16 protein-coding genes and 1 riboswitch are annotated in these 13,690 nt (G+C 35.7%); of the genes, 12 read left to right on the top strand and 4 right to left on the bottom strand.

From position 1 onward, the window contains the following. Positions 1-119: 119 nt before the first annotated feature. The 11 genes from LKACC16343_RS02185 to ribH all read left to right on the top strand — a co-directional run bounded on the left by LKACC16343_RS02185 (position 120) and on the right by ribH (position 8,493). Positions 120-881 (top strand): Cof-type HAD-IIB family hydrolase, encoded by a 762-nt coding sequence (locus tag LKACC16343_RS02185; protein ID WP_056952174.1) that lies wholly within the window; start codon positions 120-122, stop codon positions 879-881. An 11-nt stretch (positions 882-892) separates the two neighbouring features. Next, positions 893-1,705 (top strand): Cof-type HAD-IIB family hydrolase, encoded by an 813-nt coding sequence (locus LKACC16343_RS02180; RefSeq protein WP_056952177.1) that lies wholly within the window; start codon positions 893-895, stop codon positions 1,703-1,705. A gap of 99 nt (positions 1,706-1,804) precedes the next feature. After that, a complete protein-coding gene (gene dhaK / locus LKACC16343_RS02175) occupies positions 1,805-2,797 on the top strand; it encodes a dihydroxyacetone kinase subunit DhaK (RefSeq protein ID WP_056952180.1) in 993 nt (330 codons plus the stop codon). 15 nt (positions 2,798-2,812) lie between these two features. Beyond that, positions 2,813-3,397, top strand: coding sequence for a dihydroxyacetone kinase subunit DhaL (dhaL, locus tag LKACC16343_RS02170; RefSeq protein ID WP_056952183.1), 585 nt, complete (start codon positions 2,813-2,815; stop codon positions 3,395-3,397). A gap of 2 nt (positions 3,398-3,399) precedes the next feature. Further along, positions 3,400-3,768: a dihydroxyacetone kinase phosphoryl donor subunit DhaM gene (gene dhaM / locus LKACC16343_RS02165; protein ID WP_025086021.1), complete on the top strand. Its 369-nt coding sequence runs from the start codon at positions 3,400-3,402 to the stop codon at positions 3,766-3,768. A 273-nt stretch (positions 3,769-4,041) separates the two neighbouring features. Further along, the gene (locus LKACC16343_RS02160) at positions 4,042-4,788 is read left to right on the top strand and encodes a gamma-glutamyl-gamma-aminobutyrate hydrolase family protein (protein ID WP_056952186.1); all 747 of its coding nucleotides are present in this window, start codon (positions 4,042-4,044) and stop codon (positions 4,786-4,788) included. 156 nt (positions 4,789-4,944) lie between these two features. After that, positions 4,945-5,079: riboswitch (FMN riboswitch) on the top strand. A gap of 117 nt (positions 5,080-5,196) precedes the next feature. Continuing rightward, a complete protein-coding gene (ribD, locus tag LKACC16343_RS02155) occupies positions 5,197-6,027 on the top strand; it encodes a bifunctional diaminohydroxyphosphoribosylaminopyrimidine deaminase/5-amino-6-(5-phosphoribosylamino)uracil reductase RibD (RefSeq protein WP_256970543.1) in 831 nt (276 codons plus the stop codon). A gap of 32 nt (positions 6,028-6,059) precedes the next feature. Further along, positions 6,060-6,227: a hypothetical protein gene (locus LKACC16343_RS14480; protein WP_321197783.1), complete on the top strand. Its 168-nt coding sequence runs from the start codon at positions 6,060-6,062 to the stop codon at positions 6,225-6,227. Then, positions 6,227-6,826, top strand: a complete 600-nt coding sequence (gene ribE, locus LKACC16343_RS02150) for a riboflavin synthase (protein ID WP_056952188.1) — start codon at positions 6,227-6,229, stop codon at positions 6,824-6,826. Before LKACC16343_RS14480 ends, ribE begins: the two co-directional genes overlap by 1 nt. Further along, positions 6,816-8,018 carry a bifunctional 3,4-dihydroxy-2-butanone-4-phosphate synthase/GTP cyclohydrolase II gene (locus tag LKACC16343_RS02145; protein ID WP_056952191.1) on the top strand — a complete coding sequence of 401 codons (1,203 nt, stop codon included), beginning with the start codon at positions 6,816-6,818 and terminating at the stop codon, positions 8,016-8,018. Before ribE ends, LKACC16343_RS02145 begins: the two co-directional genes overlap by 11 nt. Position 8,019: 1 nt before the next feature. Further along, positions 8,020-8,493 carry a 6,7-dimethyl-8-ribityllumazine synthase gene (gene ribH, locus LKACC16343_RS02140; protein WP_056952194.1) on the top strand — a complete coding sequence of 158 codons (474 nt, stop codon included), beginning with the start codon at positions 8,020-8,022 and terminating at the stop codon, positions 8,491-8,493. 104 nt (positions 8,494-8,597) lie between these two features. On the opposite strand, the gene LKACC16343_RS02135 is transcribed toward ribH, so the two are convergent. From LKACC16343_RS02135 to LKACC16343_RS02120, 4 genes are all read right to left on the bottom strand, one after another. Continuing rightward, a complete protein-coding gene (locus LKACC16343_RS02135; protein WP_056952197.1) occupies positions 8,598-9,443 on the bottom strand; it encodes an aldo/keto reductase in 846 nt (281 codons plus the stop codon). 115 nt (positions 9,444-9,558) lie between these two features. Beyond that, positions 9,559-10,218: an HAD family hydrolase gene (locus tag LKACC16343_RS02130; RefSeq protein ID WP_056952972.1), complete on the bottom strand. Its 660-nt coding sequence runs from the start codon at positions 10,216-10,218 to the stop codon at positions 9,559-9,561. 70 nt (positions 10,219-10,288) lie between these two features. Beyond that, positions 10,289-11,014: an alpha/beta hydrolase gene (locus LKACC16343_RS02125; RefSeq protein WP_056952200.1), complete on the bottom strand. Its 726-nt coding sequence runs from the start codon at positions 11,012-11,014 to the stop codon at positions 10,289-10,291. 93 nt (positions 11,015-11,107) lie between these two features. After that, positions 11,108-12,148 carry a CdaR family transcriptional regulator gene (locus LKACC16343_RS02120; RefSeq protein ID WP_056952203.1) on the bottom strand — a complete coding sequence of 347 codons (1,041 nt, stop codon included), beginning with the start codon at positions 12,146-12,148 and terminating at the stop codon, positions 11,108-11,110. A gap of 254 nt (positions 12,149-12,402) precedes the next feature. Here LKACC16343_RS02120 and LKACC16343_RS02115 point away from each other — a divergent pair, with 254 nt between their 5' ends. Continuing rightward, a complete protein-coding gene (locus LKACC16343_RS02115) occupies positions 12,403-13,686 on the top strand; it encodes a GntP family permease (protein WP_056952206.1) in 1,284 nt (427 codons plus the stop codon). Positions 13,687-13,690: the final 4 nt, after the last annotated feature.

Here is a 13,690-nt window from a genome sequence, read left to right as displayed (position 1 = left end):
CTATTTAGAGAAACATTATTAACTCTAATAAATATCTGTTTTTTTGTTTAAATTTTTAAATCATTTTGTTTGTGTAAAGGGTTACAATAATAAGTGGATATTATTGCAAGGAGAACATTATGGACTATAAATTAATTGCACTTGATATGGATGGTACGCTATTAAACGATAAAAGAGAAATCACAGAGCAAAATAAGGCCGCCATCTCTAAAGCCTTGGCACAAGGGGTTAAGATAGTACTTAATTCTGGACGTGCATATGATGGTATTGCTTATGCCTATAAGGAATTGGGTATCTCTGGAGCAGATCAATATATGATCAACTCTGGTGGTAATATTATCGAGAGTTTAGATAAAAAGATTATTTATAAAAAAGTAATGGAAAACAATGCTTGTGAGGCTATTGCTCGTAATTTGAAGTCTGAGAAGATTAATTATGTATTGATCGACACTGAAGGTAATAGCTATGATTCTTATCAGGAATGGATGGAGAAACGTATGCTGAATACAGATTTGGCAATCACCAAGTTCATGGTTCACACTCATAAACGTAATTTAGAAGAGACAGCCGAAAAACTTCATCAAGAATATGATGCTAAATTCTTCGTCGTTGTCACAAGTAAACGTGATATTGAGATTTTTCCTAAAGAAGTCAATAAGGGTAAAGCTTTGGAAAAACTCGCTAAGCATCTAAAAATAAAGCCTGAACAAGTTATGGCTATTGGAGACTTAGATAATGATATTCCAATGATCAAATTTGCTGGATTAGGAGTTGCTATGGACAATTCACCGGAAAATGTAAAAGCGATTAGTGATGAAATTACAGGTGATGATAATCATAGTGGCGTTGGTCAAGCGATTGAGAAATATGTTTTAAACTAAGGGGGCTTTTGATGAGTTACAAACTGATAGCATTGGACATGGACGATACATTATTAACGACTGAAAAAACAATATCTGCCAAAAATCAGGCAGCAATCAAACAAGCCTTAAAACAGGGAATCAAGGTCGTCTTGTGTTCAGGTAGAACACATAATGCAATCACAGGTTATGCTAAAACACTGGGTATTAGTGGCGAGAATCAATATATGATCACTAATGGCGGTGGAATGATTGAAAATATGGCTGGAAAAATTATTTTTTCAAAAACAATGAGCAACCAATTTTATCGTGAGTTCGTCGATTTTATTAAGAAGAACCAATTACATTACAATGTGGTTGACGATAAAGGTAATACTTATACTAGCCATGTAGAAAAAATTGATAAATATACTATTACACAGGCTTTTGAGAATGATAATGGCCTTTATATTCGTGAGCCTGAAGAGTTGCCAGCTGATTTTGAAATTGTTAAAGCAATTATCAATGGACCTGAGCAACAATTGGATGAAATTTCAGAAATGGTTCATCAACGTTTTGATCAAGACTATTTTGTTGTACGGACAGGAGTTGGTTTCTTAGAGATTTTTCGTCAGGACGTCAATAAAGGTGAGGCCGTTAAACAATTGGCTACTCAGTTGAAGATTGATTTAAGTCAGGTCATGGCTATGGGAGACCGTGATAATGATATTTCTATGTTAAAAGTAGCCGGCAAGGGAGTTGCTATGGAAAACGCTACTAGTGGTGCTAAGGCTGTTAGTGATTACGTAACTGCCGATAATAATCATGATGGTGTTGGATTAGCCATTGAAAAATTTGCTTTGTAGAGGAGTCTGGAATTAATTTCTAGGCTCTTTTGTTTTTGCCAGGATTTACGGAAAAGTAATATAATGAAGAAGTATTGAAAACGCTAACGGGAGGCAATTATGAAAAAAATCATTAATAAAACTGAGGACATTGTTCCTGAAATGATCTCAGGACTTGTAAAAGCTAATAGTGATTTAGTGAAACAGATTGAAGGTACAACTGCGGTTGTGAGAAATGATTCCAAATTTGCTGAAGAAAAACAAGTTGGTGTTGTATCCGGTGGTGGTAGCGGTCACGAACCTCTACATGCTGGATATGTCGGTGATGGAATGTTAAGTGCTGCCGTTGCTGGTGAGGTCTTTACTTCACCAACTCCTGATCAAATTTATGAAGCTATTAAGGCCGTTGATCAAGGTTTAGGTGTTTTATTAATTGTGAAAAATTATTCCGGTGATGTCATGAACTTTGATATGGCAAAGGAAATGGCTGAAGCTGATGATATCAAGATTAAGTCGATTGTCGTGAATGATGATATCTCAGTAGAAAATAGTGAGTTCACTCAAGGAAAACGTGGAGTAGCGGGAACAGTTTTAGTTGAAAAGATTATTGGCGCTGCTGCTCGTTCAGGAATGAATTTAGATGACTTGGCTAACTTAGGACAAAAGGTGATTGACAGTACCAAAACAGTCGGAATTGCCTTACATGCTGCTACAGTACCAGCTGTCGGTCATCCTGGTTTTGAGCTGGGTGACGATGAAATTGAATATGGTATTGGTATTCATAATGAGCGTGGTTATTCAGTTGAGAAGATTCAACCATCAAAAGAGTTAGCCCACGAATTAATTAAAAAAATCATGAGTGAATTTTCTGACCGGACAGGTCACTTTGCCGTACTAATTAATGGTATGGGTGCTACGCCATTGATGGAACAATATATTTTTGCTAATGATGTTCTAAATGAATTAGCAGCTGATAAGATTTCTGTTGGTTTCAGTAAAGTGGGCAATCAAGTGACATCTTTAGATATGCAGGGTATTTCGCTGACAATAATGAAGGCTGACGATGATTGGATCAAAATGTTAAAAGAACCTGTAACAACAATTGGTTGGTAGAAAGGAAGTAAACTAATGGAATTAAATTTAGCAGACACAAAGAAATGGATTGAATTATTTGTTGAAAAAGTTGAGGCTAATACGTCTGAGTTAAACGAATTGGATACGGCTATTGGTGATGGTGATCACGGTAGCAATATGGCTCGAGGGATGGCAGCAGTCACTGATGCACTCGCCAAGAAAGAACCAGCTGATTTAGCTGAGTTATATAAGACAGTTGCTTTTGCAATGATTCAAAAAGTTGGTGGAGCCCCCGGTCCTTTGTATGGAACAGCATTCTTGGATATGTCAAAAAAAGCTAAGGAAACAACTGACTTGGCTGAGTTAGTTCAAGTAGGTAGCGACGGTTTGAAACGTCGTGGACAATCTGATGTTGGTATGAAAACCATGATCGATGTTTGGCAACCAGTTGCCGAATCACTGAAGTCCAATGACCTTTCTAAGAGTGTAGTTGAGAATGCCTTAAATTCTACAAAAGATATGGTCGCTACTAAAGGCCGTGCTAGTTACTTGGAAGAAAAATCTAAAGGCCATTTGGACCCTGGTTCACAATCAAGTGCTTATTTATTTGAGGCCTTACTCGAAGTGTTAGGAGAATAAAAATGAAATATGGAATAGTGATCGTTTCGCATTCATTTGAAATTGCTGAGGGTGTAAAAAAATTAATTTCTCAAGCTGCACCGGATCTATCGATTACCACGGCTGGGGGAACTGATGATAATGAAATAGGGTCATCTTTAGAAAAAATTCAAAAAGCAGTTGATGATAATACTGGTGATGAAATTTTGGCATTTTATGATTTAGGAAGTTCAAAAATGAATCTTGAAATGCTGATGGAAATGACTGATAAAAAGATTCATAAGTATGATGTTGCCTTGGTAGAGGGTGCCTATACGGCCGCCACTTTAGCTGAAGTTGAATCACCATTGGCTACAATTGAAACCAATTTGGAACCATTAAAAATAAAATAAACTTGAAAAAGGTCTGACAATTAAATTTTAAATTGTTGGATTTTTTATTTTTTATCGATTTTCATTAGAAAATAGTAGTAATTCTGTCCAAAATGTCTATAAGATTAGAAAGCCTTTAATATTGATTGTATGAATCAGCTTTATTATACTAAATAATAGGTGAAATTATTAGACTTTTATTAGTATTTATTTAATATTATTAACAAAATATTTGACAGATTAATTTAGAGTGCTAATCTTACAATTAAAATTATAAAAAGGGGGTTCAACTCTATGGGCAAATTAATTGGTATTACTGCAGATGTTTATTTAGGGGCGACTGACGTAATAAACCAAAAATTGATGGACTTCGTACCACGACCAATTGTTGATGGGGTGTTAATGGCAGGTGGTATTCCCGTGGGATTGCCAATTCTACCAGTCGATAAAGTAAATCAATTAATTGAGAGAATGGATGGAATTATTTTTTCCGGTGGACCAGATATCGACCCTAGTTTTATGGGAGAAGAACCTATTCCTAAGTTAGGTGTGACTAATCGGAATCGTGACCGTTTCGAAATAGCGATGATCAGGACCGCTGTCGCTAAAAAAATTCCTATTTTTGGGATCTGTCGCGGTGCACAAATGATTAATGTCGCATTAGGTGGAACAATTTATCAGGATTTGGGGACTCAGTATTCAGGTAGATTGATTAAACACAAGCAACAAGCTCCAGGAGATCAACCAACTCATTTTGTAAGAGTAGACTATAACTCTAAACTGTATAAAACTATTGGTGACAATGTTTTTGTCAATTCTCGTCATCACCAAGCGATTAAAGAAGTTCCTGACTTTTTAAGGGTTGTAGCGACGGCTTCTGATGGGGTAATTGAGGCTATTGAAAATGAAGATGCCAGTATTCAGGCGGTTCAGTGGCATCCGGAAAATTTATGGCGGCATGATTCACAAGAATTAGCTTTATTTAGTGATTTCATTTCTCGTATCGGTAATCCAAATAGAATGGAAAGCGGTTCGATTTAAACAAAAATAATTGAATAAAAATAAACTTAGTGGAATTATCAGTTTTGAATCAAGCAATCTCGATAATTCCATTTTTTAATTTATTAAATAAAATATAATAAAACTATATTTGTCAAAATAATATTTTTATAGTACTATCGTTTTTGAAAACTGAATAGATTTCTTCGGGGCAGGGTGTAATTCCCGACCGACGGTAACAATTCTTAGAAATTGGAGTCCGTGACCCGCGCAAGCGGTGGATCTAGTGAAAGTCTAGAACCGACTGTAAAGTCAGGATGGTAGAAGAAAATAATATTTCATGCTATTGATAAGTCTTTTTTGGACTGCTCTCGTATGAGGTCTTATTTAGCTTATCTTGGAAGCCCTGCAAACATAATTGCGGGGCTTTTTTTGTGGGGTGAATAAGAATTGGAAAAATTTATGAAATTGGCTTTTTTGGAAGCTAAAAAGGGACAGAATACGTGGACAAATCCACAAGTTGGTGCCGTTTTGGTTAAGAATAACCAAATATTGAGTCAGGGTCATCATGAAACGTTTGGCCAGGCACATGCTGAAGTTAATGCCTTAAAGAACTTGGCCGATATATCTGAAGCTAAAGGAGCAACGCTATACGTAACTTTAGAGCCGTGTTCACACTTTGGTAAAACTCCTCCTTGTGTTCAAAAGATTGTTAAGGTGGGAATTAAAAAAGTGGTGATTGGCCAAGTCGATCCTAATCCAATCGTTAGTGGAAGAGGAATCAAATATTTACAAGATCACAATGTTACAGTTGAGAACCTTAATGTTTCGACAAATTTGAATACTGCTTACAACTTTTTTTACAAAAATAAACGACCGCTGATTACAGTAAAGTATGCGATGACTTTGGATGGAAAAGTTAATCAAGATAAAAAAATTAGATCTTTAATTTCTAATCAAAAGTCTTATGAAGATTCTCAAAAACTACGTAGTCAGAATCAAGTGATTTTAATCGGTGAAAATACATTGAAGATTGACAACCCGAGATTAACGGTTCGTAGTCAAAGCTTAATGTTTCCACCAATTCGGGCGGTAATGGTGCGAGATATCAATACAGTTGATTCGAACAGTCGTTTGTTTCAATCTCAGGAACCAATTTGGTTCTTTAGCACAACTAAAAGTCAGTATGAACTGCCTAAGAATGTGCAAGTGTTTGTTGGCGAGTGGAATCCGCAAAAGGTTATTGAATTATTTACTAAAAAGGGTCTGAGTCAGTATTGATCGAGGGTGGTAGTCATCTTCAGGCTGATTTTGTGGAGCAAGGTCTGGTGGATAAAATTGTAGTTTATTTGGCTAATAAGGTCTTTGGTCATGGATTGCCGGCTATATGGGATAAAAAAATACCCTCCATGCAATTTAGCGATTTAAACGTGGAAAAATTGGATTCTAATCTAAAAATAACAACGTGGAGGATAGACTAATGTTTACAGGCATAGTAAAGGATATCGGTCGAGTGATAGCGATAAAGGAATCTAAAGACAATTTTATTTTGACAATTGGGCATCACTTGGAATCAGTTCATTTGGGAGACAGTATTTCGATAGACGGTATCTGTTTAACGGTTACGAATCAAGAGGCGCAGCAATTTCAAGTTGAGGTTATGCCAGAGACAGTCAAACGAACTAATATTGCGGACTTCACTCCTGATGAAAAGGTTGATTTGGAGCCAGCATTGAAACCTACTGATGAGATGGGTGGTCATTTTGTTTTGGGACATATTGATACCACGGGTAAATTAATTCAAAAAGAAATTGCTGGGAATTCAACCTTACTGACTTTTTCGATTGCACCAGAATACCTACCAGATCTAGTTGAGAAAGGGTCAATTGCCATTAACGGTGTCAGTCTAACTTTGATAAAAGTAACTAAACAAAATTTCCAAGTTGGAATTATTCCTTATACCAGCAAAGAAACTGTTTTGAGTGCTTTAAGTATTGGACAGACGGTCAATTTGGAAACGGATATTTTAGGAAAATACATTAATCAAGCTTTTCAACGGGGGTATCAAAATGACAATTAAGACAACTATTCAAAAAGTAGAACGTGCTATTGAGGAGTTAAGGCAAGGCAAACTAATTATTGTGGCTGATTCAACAGAACGTGAAGCTGAGGGTGATATGGTTGGCTTGGCTGACTTTGTAACTCCTGAAACAGTTAACTTCATGATCAAGCATGCTAGAGGTTTACTCTGTGCACCAATGAGTTCTGATCGTGCCAAAAAGTTAGGCCTACATTTGATGACGAACTCGCATGACGCCTTTAATACAGCTTTTACAATTAGTACGGATACCAAGACAACGACAACTGGTATTTCAGCTTTTGATCGTGCAAAGACTCTTAAAGAGTTGGCAACTTCTAATGATCCTGAAGACTTTTATCATCCAGGACATATTTTTCCATTAATCGCGAAAGACAATGGTGTATTAGAACGTGATGGACATACTGAAGCAGCAGTGGATTTAACCAAATTAGTTCAGGCATCACCAGTTGCTTATATTTGTGAGATTGTTAAGGAAGATGGCAAAATGGCTCGTAGACCAGAGTTAAAAGCTTTTGCCCAAGAACATCATATGTCTCTAATCACAATTGCAGATATTGTTAATTATCGTTTTGCCTGTGATAACAATGTTTTGACTGAAGTTTCAGATGTTGATTTACCAACTAAGTATGGCCATTTTCGTTTGAAGTCATTCACTTTCAAAGATGAGCCGGTATTAGTAATTTATAAAGGTCAAATTGCGCAGCAGAAATCCGTTTTAACGCGAATCCATTCAGAGTGTTTCACTGGTGATGTCTTAGGTTCAGAACGCTGTGATTGTGGTGAACAGTTGGCAAGTGCCTTACGAAAAATCGAGAAGAACGGTTCTGGAGCATTGATTTATTTGAATCAAGAAGGCCGAGGAATTGGTTTGATAAATAAGTTACGAGCTTATCAACTGCAGGATAAAGGATTAGATACGGTTGAAGCTAATGAAAAATTAGGATTTCCCGCTGATCAACGAAATTATCGGATTGCAGCGGCTGTGTTGGGACAATTGAAAATTAAATCTGTTTCATTGCTAACTAATAATCCCGATAAAATTGAGCAATTGCAACAGATGGGGATTGAAGTTAGTCGTGTACCATTAGAGATGAAACCTAATGTTCATGATCAACATTATCTAGAAACCAAAAAACAGAAATTTCATCATTTATTAAGTGAGGTTAAATAAAATGCCAGAAATTATAGGACAATTAAACGGTGAGAATCTAAAAATAGCTATCGTAGTGGCTAAATTCAATGAGATCGTGACAAGCAAGTTATTAAAAGGTGCTCAGGAAAAATTATGGCAACTGAATGTTGCTAAACAGAATATTACCGTAGTCAAAGTTCCCGGAGCAATGGAAATTCCTCGAATTGTTAAGCTGCTATCTGAAAGTGGACGATTTGATGGAATCATTGCCTTAGGAGCAGTTGTGAAGGGTGAGACGGCACACTTTGATTATGTTTGCGCTGAATCGGCTGTAGGTGTCAGTCAAACTTCACTAAATGGATCGGTTCCGGTAATGTATGGTATTTTGACTACAGAAAATATGGCTCAAGCACTCAATCGGGCTGGTGGTAAGTCAGGAAACAAGGGTTCTGAATGTGCAGTCGATGTTGTAGAAATGGCAAATCTAGAGTTAGAAATAAGAAAAATAATTTAGGGACATAACATATCTTTTTATTTTAAAATTAAAAAAGGTGCTCATATCAACCAAAGCTAAATGGTTAATATAAGCACCTTTTTCTATTTGTTGATAAATTCTGTTTAAATAGTTTCAAGAGATGGTTCTTGAGTAGGTTTAGGATAACTTTTATCCAAAAGTTCCAATTCATCTTTTGTGAATTGAACATCTATTGCGGCTAGATTACTTTGCATATGTGCCACTGAACCAGTTTTAGGGATGCTAAGTAAATCGTGATTTCGAATAACCCAAGCCAAAAGTAATTGGTGAATAGAAATATTTTTAGATTGAGCCATTTTCTTGATAACTGGTTTAATGTTTAAATACTCGCTACCATCGGAACCAAATGGTGAATATCCGACAAAGGACATGTCATGCTGTTTTTGCCATGGTAAAATTGAATATTCAATCCCCCGACTACCAATATTGTAAAGATCCTCATTGATACGGCAGTTTTGACCGTTTTCCAAACTGGTTAGTTCTTTTAAGTCGGCCAAATCAAAATTAGAAACACCCCAATTTTTAATGAGACCAGCCTGAACCATTTTCTCTAATCCAAAAATTGTTTCAGAAAGTGGAGTGTCACCACGCCAATGAAGTAGGTAGAGATCTAAGTAGTCAGTTTGTAGCCGCTTAAGACTCGCTTTGAGACTTGTTTCAATTAGTTTTGGTGTGGCATGGAAAGGATAGAATTTAGAAACCAATTGTAAATCTTCACGATGATAATCTTTCATGACATTGCCAACTAAAGTTTCGGATAATCCCTCGCCATACATTTCGGCGGTATCAATTAAGTTAATGCCATGATCTAAACCATATCTAATGGTTTGCATTTCTGCTTCGGTTTGGGCTTGATTGCCCTCGCCAAGGTGCCAAGTACCAATACCGATAGCGGAAGTATTTTGATGATTAAATGTAATGTATTTCATGAAGAAACCTCACTTTCTAATAATCGTTATTACGTTAATTATAGAACAGCAGTTATGTTTTATATAAAAATACCAACCAATATTAGAAGTAAATTGGTTGGTATTTTGTTATCAATTATTTTAGGAATTTTAATGTTTCTGCCAAATCAGTAACCATATGCGTTGGTTGAATGGAAGTTGACGCCTCAATCTGTGGACGATTGACCCAAATAGAAGGCCAATTCATTTTGTCAGCAGAGATAATGTCACTGTCGTAACCTTCGGCAATATGCCAATGATTTTCAGGAGTAAAGCCGTATTCTTTTTCAACAGTTTTGAAAAAATGTAGATCAGGTTTATATGCGTGAACATCTTCAGCCGTCCAAACATCAAATGGAACTTTGAGACTCTGAACATTTTTATCAATAATATCCCATGAAGAATTTGACATAATGATAAGTTGATAATCACGGTCACTAAGAGTCCGTAATGTTTCGATCACTTCTGGAAATGGTTTTAAGTTTTGATGAGCAATAAGCACGTCAACAAAGTACTTTTCAAATTGATGTTCTAAACCAAATTGGTAATCTAGATGAATTAGATTATTTCGAGTAAGTAAATCGTAATCTAAATAGGGATGCATATTATTACGATCATCTTGGTAAGTTTGAAAACGTTGGCGAGCACGTTTTGGATCGACACCGATTTGACGAGCAAGTTTTTCAATTTCATCATAAGTATTATTTTCATTTAGTAAAGTACCATAGCAGTCGAAAGTAAGATATTTTTTTTGCATGATAAAGGCTTCTTCCATAATAAAGATTTCATACTCATAATATCATTTTATGAATATATTTATAGAGGGTTTACGATAGCCAGTCGAAAATATTTTGAATGTTACTACTCCAGACTTTCCAGGAGTGATCACCCTCAACTGGCATCCAAGTGTAATGACCTTTGGCGTGAATAGATAGGAAGTTTTTAAACATGACATTATCTTCATGCATAAAATCAGTATCGCCACAGAGAGTTAAAATAGGTAATTTGGGTTGACGATTATTATAGATATTGATCAATTGATTTTTGGCAATATTTTCGGGACTATCAAAAATAGCATTAAAGGTGTTTTTTGCCATAGGGCACTTAGGATTATCACGAAAATGTTCAATATCGGTAATAGGTGATAAAGCTGCAACTTTACCAAATTTGTCTGGATTTTTAAAAGCAAATTTCAAAGCACCATAACCACCCATACTTGAACCGACTATATAATTTTTGGCGGGGTCTTTAGAAATAGGCAGAATGCTCTGCATTTTAGGGATAAATTCATCCATAAAGAAAGAATAATAAGGAATGAATTTGGAATCAGAATAAAAGGAATTTAATCCGTCAGGCATGATGATGGCCATATTATATTTACGAGCAATTTCCTCTATATAGACGTGTTTACTCCAAGCAGTGCTGTCGCCGGTATAGCCGTGTAGTAACCAGACTACTGTGTAATCTGGTTCATTAGTATCAGGAATAACTACGGAAGTCTTAAAGTAAGTATGTAAGTAATTTGTACGATAACTAAGATCCATTAATACCATTATTAAGCCTCGCAATATTAATTATTAGTATTCGTGAAAATGGTAAACATAATTCTTAAAAAAGTCTAGTTATGAGATAAATAGTAAAGAAAATTAATGCTCATAAAGATATTTTTTAAAGTGTAAGTAGTTGGTATACAATTCTAACATGTCTGTAATATCATGCAAATCAAGGTTGAAGTAGTCGGAAATTTTGTTCAACCGATAATTAGTCGTGTTTCGATGAACATTCAATCTAGTTGAAGTGTCGGTCACATTACCATTTGATTTGAAATAACAATCGAGGGTATCAATTAATTCAGTTCCGGCTCTGGTTTTAAGCAAATTTTTAAAGTTATTGATGATTTTGGCCGAGTGGAGCTGACTTTGGAGTAATTTATTTAGAAAGCTGATTTGGTGATAATAATAAATATCGGTCAATTGCAATTCATAAACAACTTTAATAGTATCAATCGCTTGTTGAACGGCTTTTTTTAAATTAGTACTTTGATTACTGATGCCAATCACGATTTGATTAAGTTGACTGAATTTTAAGTACTTTTCTAAATTTTCGGTATTACGAGTAATAATCAATTGTTGATGCGGTGTCTTACTGAAGTAGAAGTCACCTTCAAAAATCGTTGGTTGATTATCTGTTTCGAGAATAACGGCATAGCGTTTTAATTCTAGATTGATATTCAAAGCTTGAGCTCGAGATTTTAATTCAGCATTTTCAGAAATATTGTCGATAGTGGTCCATTGATAAAGAAAATGATTCAGTGATTCCTTACGTTGATTTTCGGCCTTAGAGCTATTGATCTGGGTAATCAGTAATTCAGTTGATACCTTGAGTAGAGAGGCTAAGGGAGTAACCTTTTCAGGATCGCCGGTAATGCCAATAACGCCAATCGTTTTACCTTGAAATTCGACTGGGATGTTCACACCAGGTTGACCGAATTTACCAAAGGATTCAACCATAGGTTTAGTCTTGCCACTTTCAATAGTTTCAATGGCACCAATATGAAGAGTATTGATACGCTCTTTATTGCCACTAGCGATGATATAACCTTTCTCGTTCATCATATTAATATTATAAGGGATGCTTTCCATCATTCGATCAACAATGGATTGAGCTAATTTGGGGTCTAATTTCATAATTTTATCCTTGTTAAAGATTAAGCAAACTTACATAAAAGCTTAAATCCATTATTTGTGCATATAAATATTTTACATTATTTTAAATTTTAAAAACATTGATTTATCAAGAAATCACATTATTTTTTAATATATTATCCAATTATTTTTGTGCATGTGTACATTGATTTAGAAAATTTATCAAGGTATTATACAAAAGTTAATAATTGTTCAATATTTAACAATTACCGTGTTTTTGAGGAGGATATTTAAAAATGGTTATTGCTTGGTGGGCAGCCTTGTTAGGCTTGCTTTTAGCAATTGGATTGATTTTATTCAGGGTTAATCCTATTTATGCATTAATTTTTGGGGCAATTGTTGGTTGCTTAATTGGAGGAATGAATCTTTCACAGACAACCGATGTAATTGTCAAAGGTAGTTCTGGTGTTATGGGGACGATTATCCGTGTTATTGCGGCTGGAGTTTTAGCCGGAGTTATGATGGAATCAGGTGCAGCTAACGTAATTGCATCTAATATTGTTAATCATTTTAGTGATAAGTTGGCCATTTTGGCGTTGGCTTTATCGACGATGGTTTTAACAGGTGTAGGGATTTTTATTCCCGTAGCTGTATTGATTGTGGCACCGATTGCTCTAGAAGTTGGGCAGAAGATGCATTACAGTAAACTTTCATTATTAGTAGCTCTTTCTGGTGGTGGTAAGGCTGGAAATATCATTTCACCTAATCCTAATACAATTGCGGCTGCTAAGGGTTTTAATGTTGAACTTTCACAAGTTATGATCGCAGATTTTGTACCAGCTATCGTTGGTTTGATCGTAACAGTACTTTTGGCAACATTGATCAAAAATAAAGGAACTTTCGTGTCAGCAGAGCATAAGTTTGAAACTAAAGAGGATAAAGATTTACCAAGTTTGAAGGCAGCAATTGTGACACCTTTGGTAGCTGTTATTCTACTTTTGATTACTCCGGTAGGTGACATTCTAGGAATTAAAGCTTTAGCTTCATTCAACTTAGATGCAATGTATATTTTACCGATTGCCGGTTTAATCGGAACTTTGGCGATGGGACAACGTAAAAAGTTTTTGAAATATATGACCGGTGGATTAGCACGAATGACTGATGTAGTGCTGATTTTGATAGGTGCTGGTGCGATTGCTGGTTTAGTTTCAGCATCTGATTTACCACAAAAGGTAGTTGAAATCGTAAAGGTTTCTGGAATCTCCGGAACTTTCTTGGCTCCAATTGCCGGTATTTTAATGGCCGCAGCAACAGCTTCAACTTCTACTGGTGTTATTTTGGCATCGAACTCATTCAGCAAGTCAATCATGTCCTTTGGTATTTCTGGTACAGGTGCCGCAGCGATGGTTCATACTGGAGCAACTGTTATCGATCAATTACCACATGGTAACTATTTCCACGTAACAGCCAAAGCCGTTGACATGCACTTTAAAGAAAGAATGAGCGTTGTTTTGTGGGAAATGCTAGTTGGACTTTCAATGACGATTGTAGCAACATTAATGTATGGAAATTTGTTCTAGAGGT

It is taken from the genome of Companilactobacillus bobalius (assembly GCF_002179915.1).
In the GTDB taxonomy this organism is placed as follows: domain Bacteria; phylum Bacillota; class Bacilli; order Lactobacillales; family Lactobacillaceae; genus Companilactobacillus; species Companilactobacillus bobalius.
Note: the sequence above shows the minus strand (reverse complement) of the source record. Positions and strands in the feature narration are given on the sequence as shown.

Bases quoted from the DNA above. Each gene is read 5' to 3' on its own strand.
- LKACC16343_RS02185 (WP_056952174.1), top strand. From the start codon at position 120: ATGGACTATAAATTAATTGCACTTGATATGGATGGTACGCTATTAAAC.
- LKACC16343_RS02180 (WP_056952177.1), top strand. From the start codon at position 893: ATGAGTTACAAACTGATAGCATTGGACATGGACGATACATTATTAACG.
- LKACC16343_RS02135 (WP_056952197.1), bottom strand. From the start codon at position 9,443: ATGAAATACATTACATTTAATCATCAAAATACTTCCGCTATCGGTATT.
- LKACC16343_RS02115 (WP_056952206.1), top strand. From the start codon at position 12,403: ATGGTTATTGCTTGGTGGGCAGCCTTGTTAGGCTTGCTTTTAGCAATT.
- LKACC16343_RS02145 (WP_056952191.1), top strand. From the start codon at position 6,816: ATGACAATTAAGACAACTATTCAAAAAGTAGAACGTGCTATTGAGGAG.
- ribE (WP_056952188.1), top strand. From the start codon at position 6,227: ATGTTTACAGGCATAGTAAAGGATATCGGTCGAGTGATAGCGATAAAG.
- dhaM (WP_025086021.1), top strand. From the start codon at position 3,400: ATGAAATATGGAATAGTGATCGTTTCGCATTCATTTGAAATTGCTGAG.
- dhaK (WP_056952180.1), top strand. From the start codon at position 1,805: ATGAAAAAAATCATTAATAAAACTGAGGACATTGTTCCTGAAATGATC.
- LKACC16343_RS02125 (WP_056952200.1), bottom strand. From the start codon at position 11,014: ATGGTATTAATGGATCTTAGTTATCGTACAAATTACTTACATACTTAC.
- LKACC16343_RS02130 (WP_056952972.1), bottom strand. From the start codon at position 10,218: ATGCAAAAAAAATATCTTACTTTCGACTGCTATGGTACTTTACTAAAT.
- dhaL (WP_056952183.1), top strand. From the start codon at position 2,813: ATGGAATTAAATTTAGCAGACACAAAGAAATGGATTGAATTATTTGTT.
- LKACC16343_RS02120 (WP_056952203.1), bottom strand. From the start codon at position 12,148: ATGAAATTAGACCCCAAATTAGCTCAATCCATTGTTGATCGAATGATG.
- LKACC16343_RS02160 (WP_056952186.1), top strand. From the start codon at position 4,042: ATGGGCAAATTAATTGGTATTACTGCAGATGTTTATTTAGGGGCGACT.
- ribH (WP_056952194.1), top strand. From the start codon at position 8,020: ATGCCAGAAATTATAGGACAATTAAACGGTGAGAATCTAAAAATAGCT.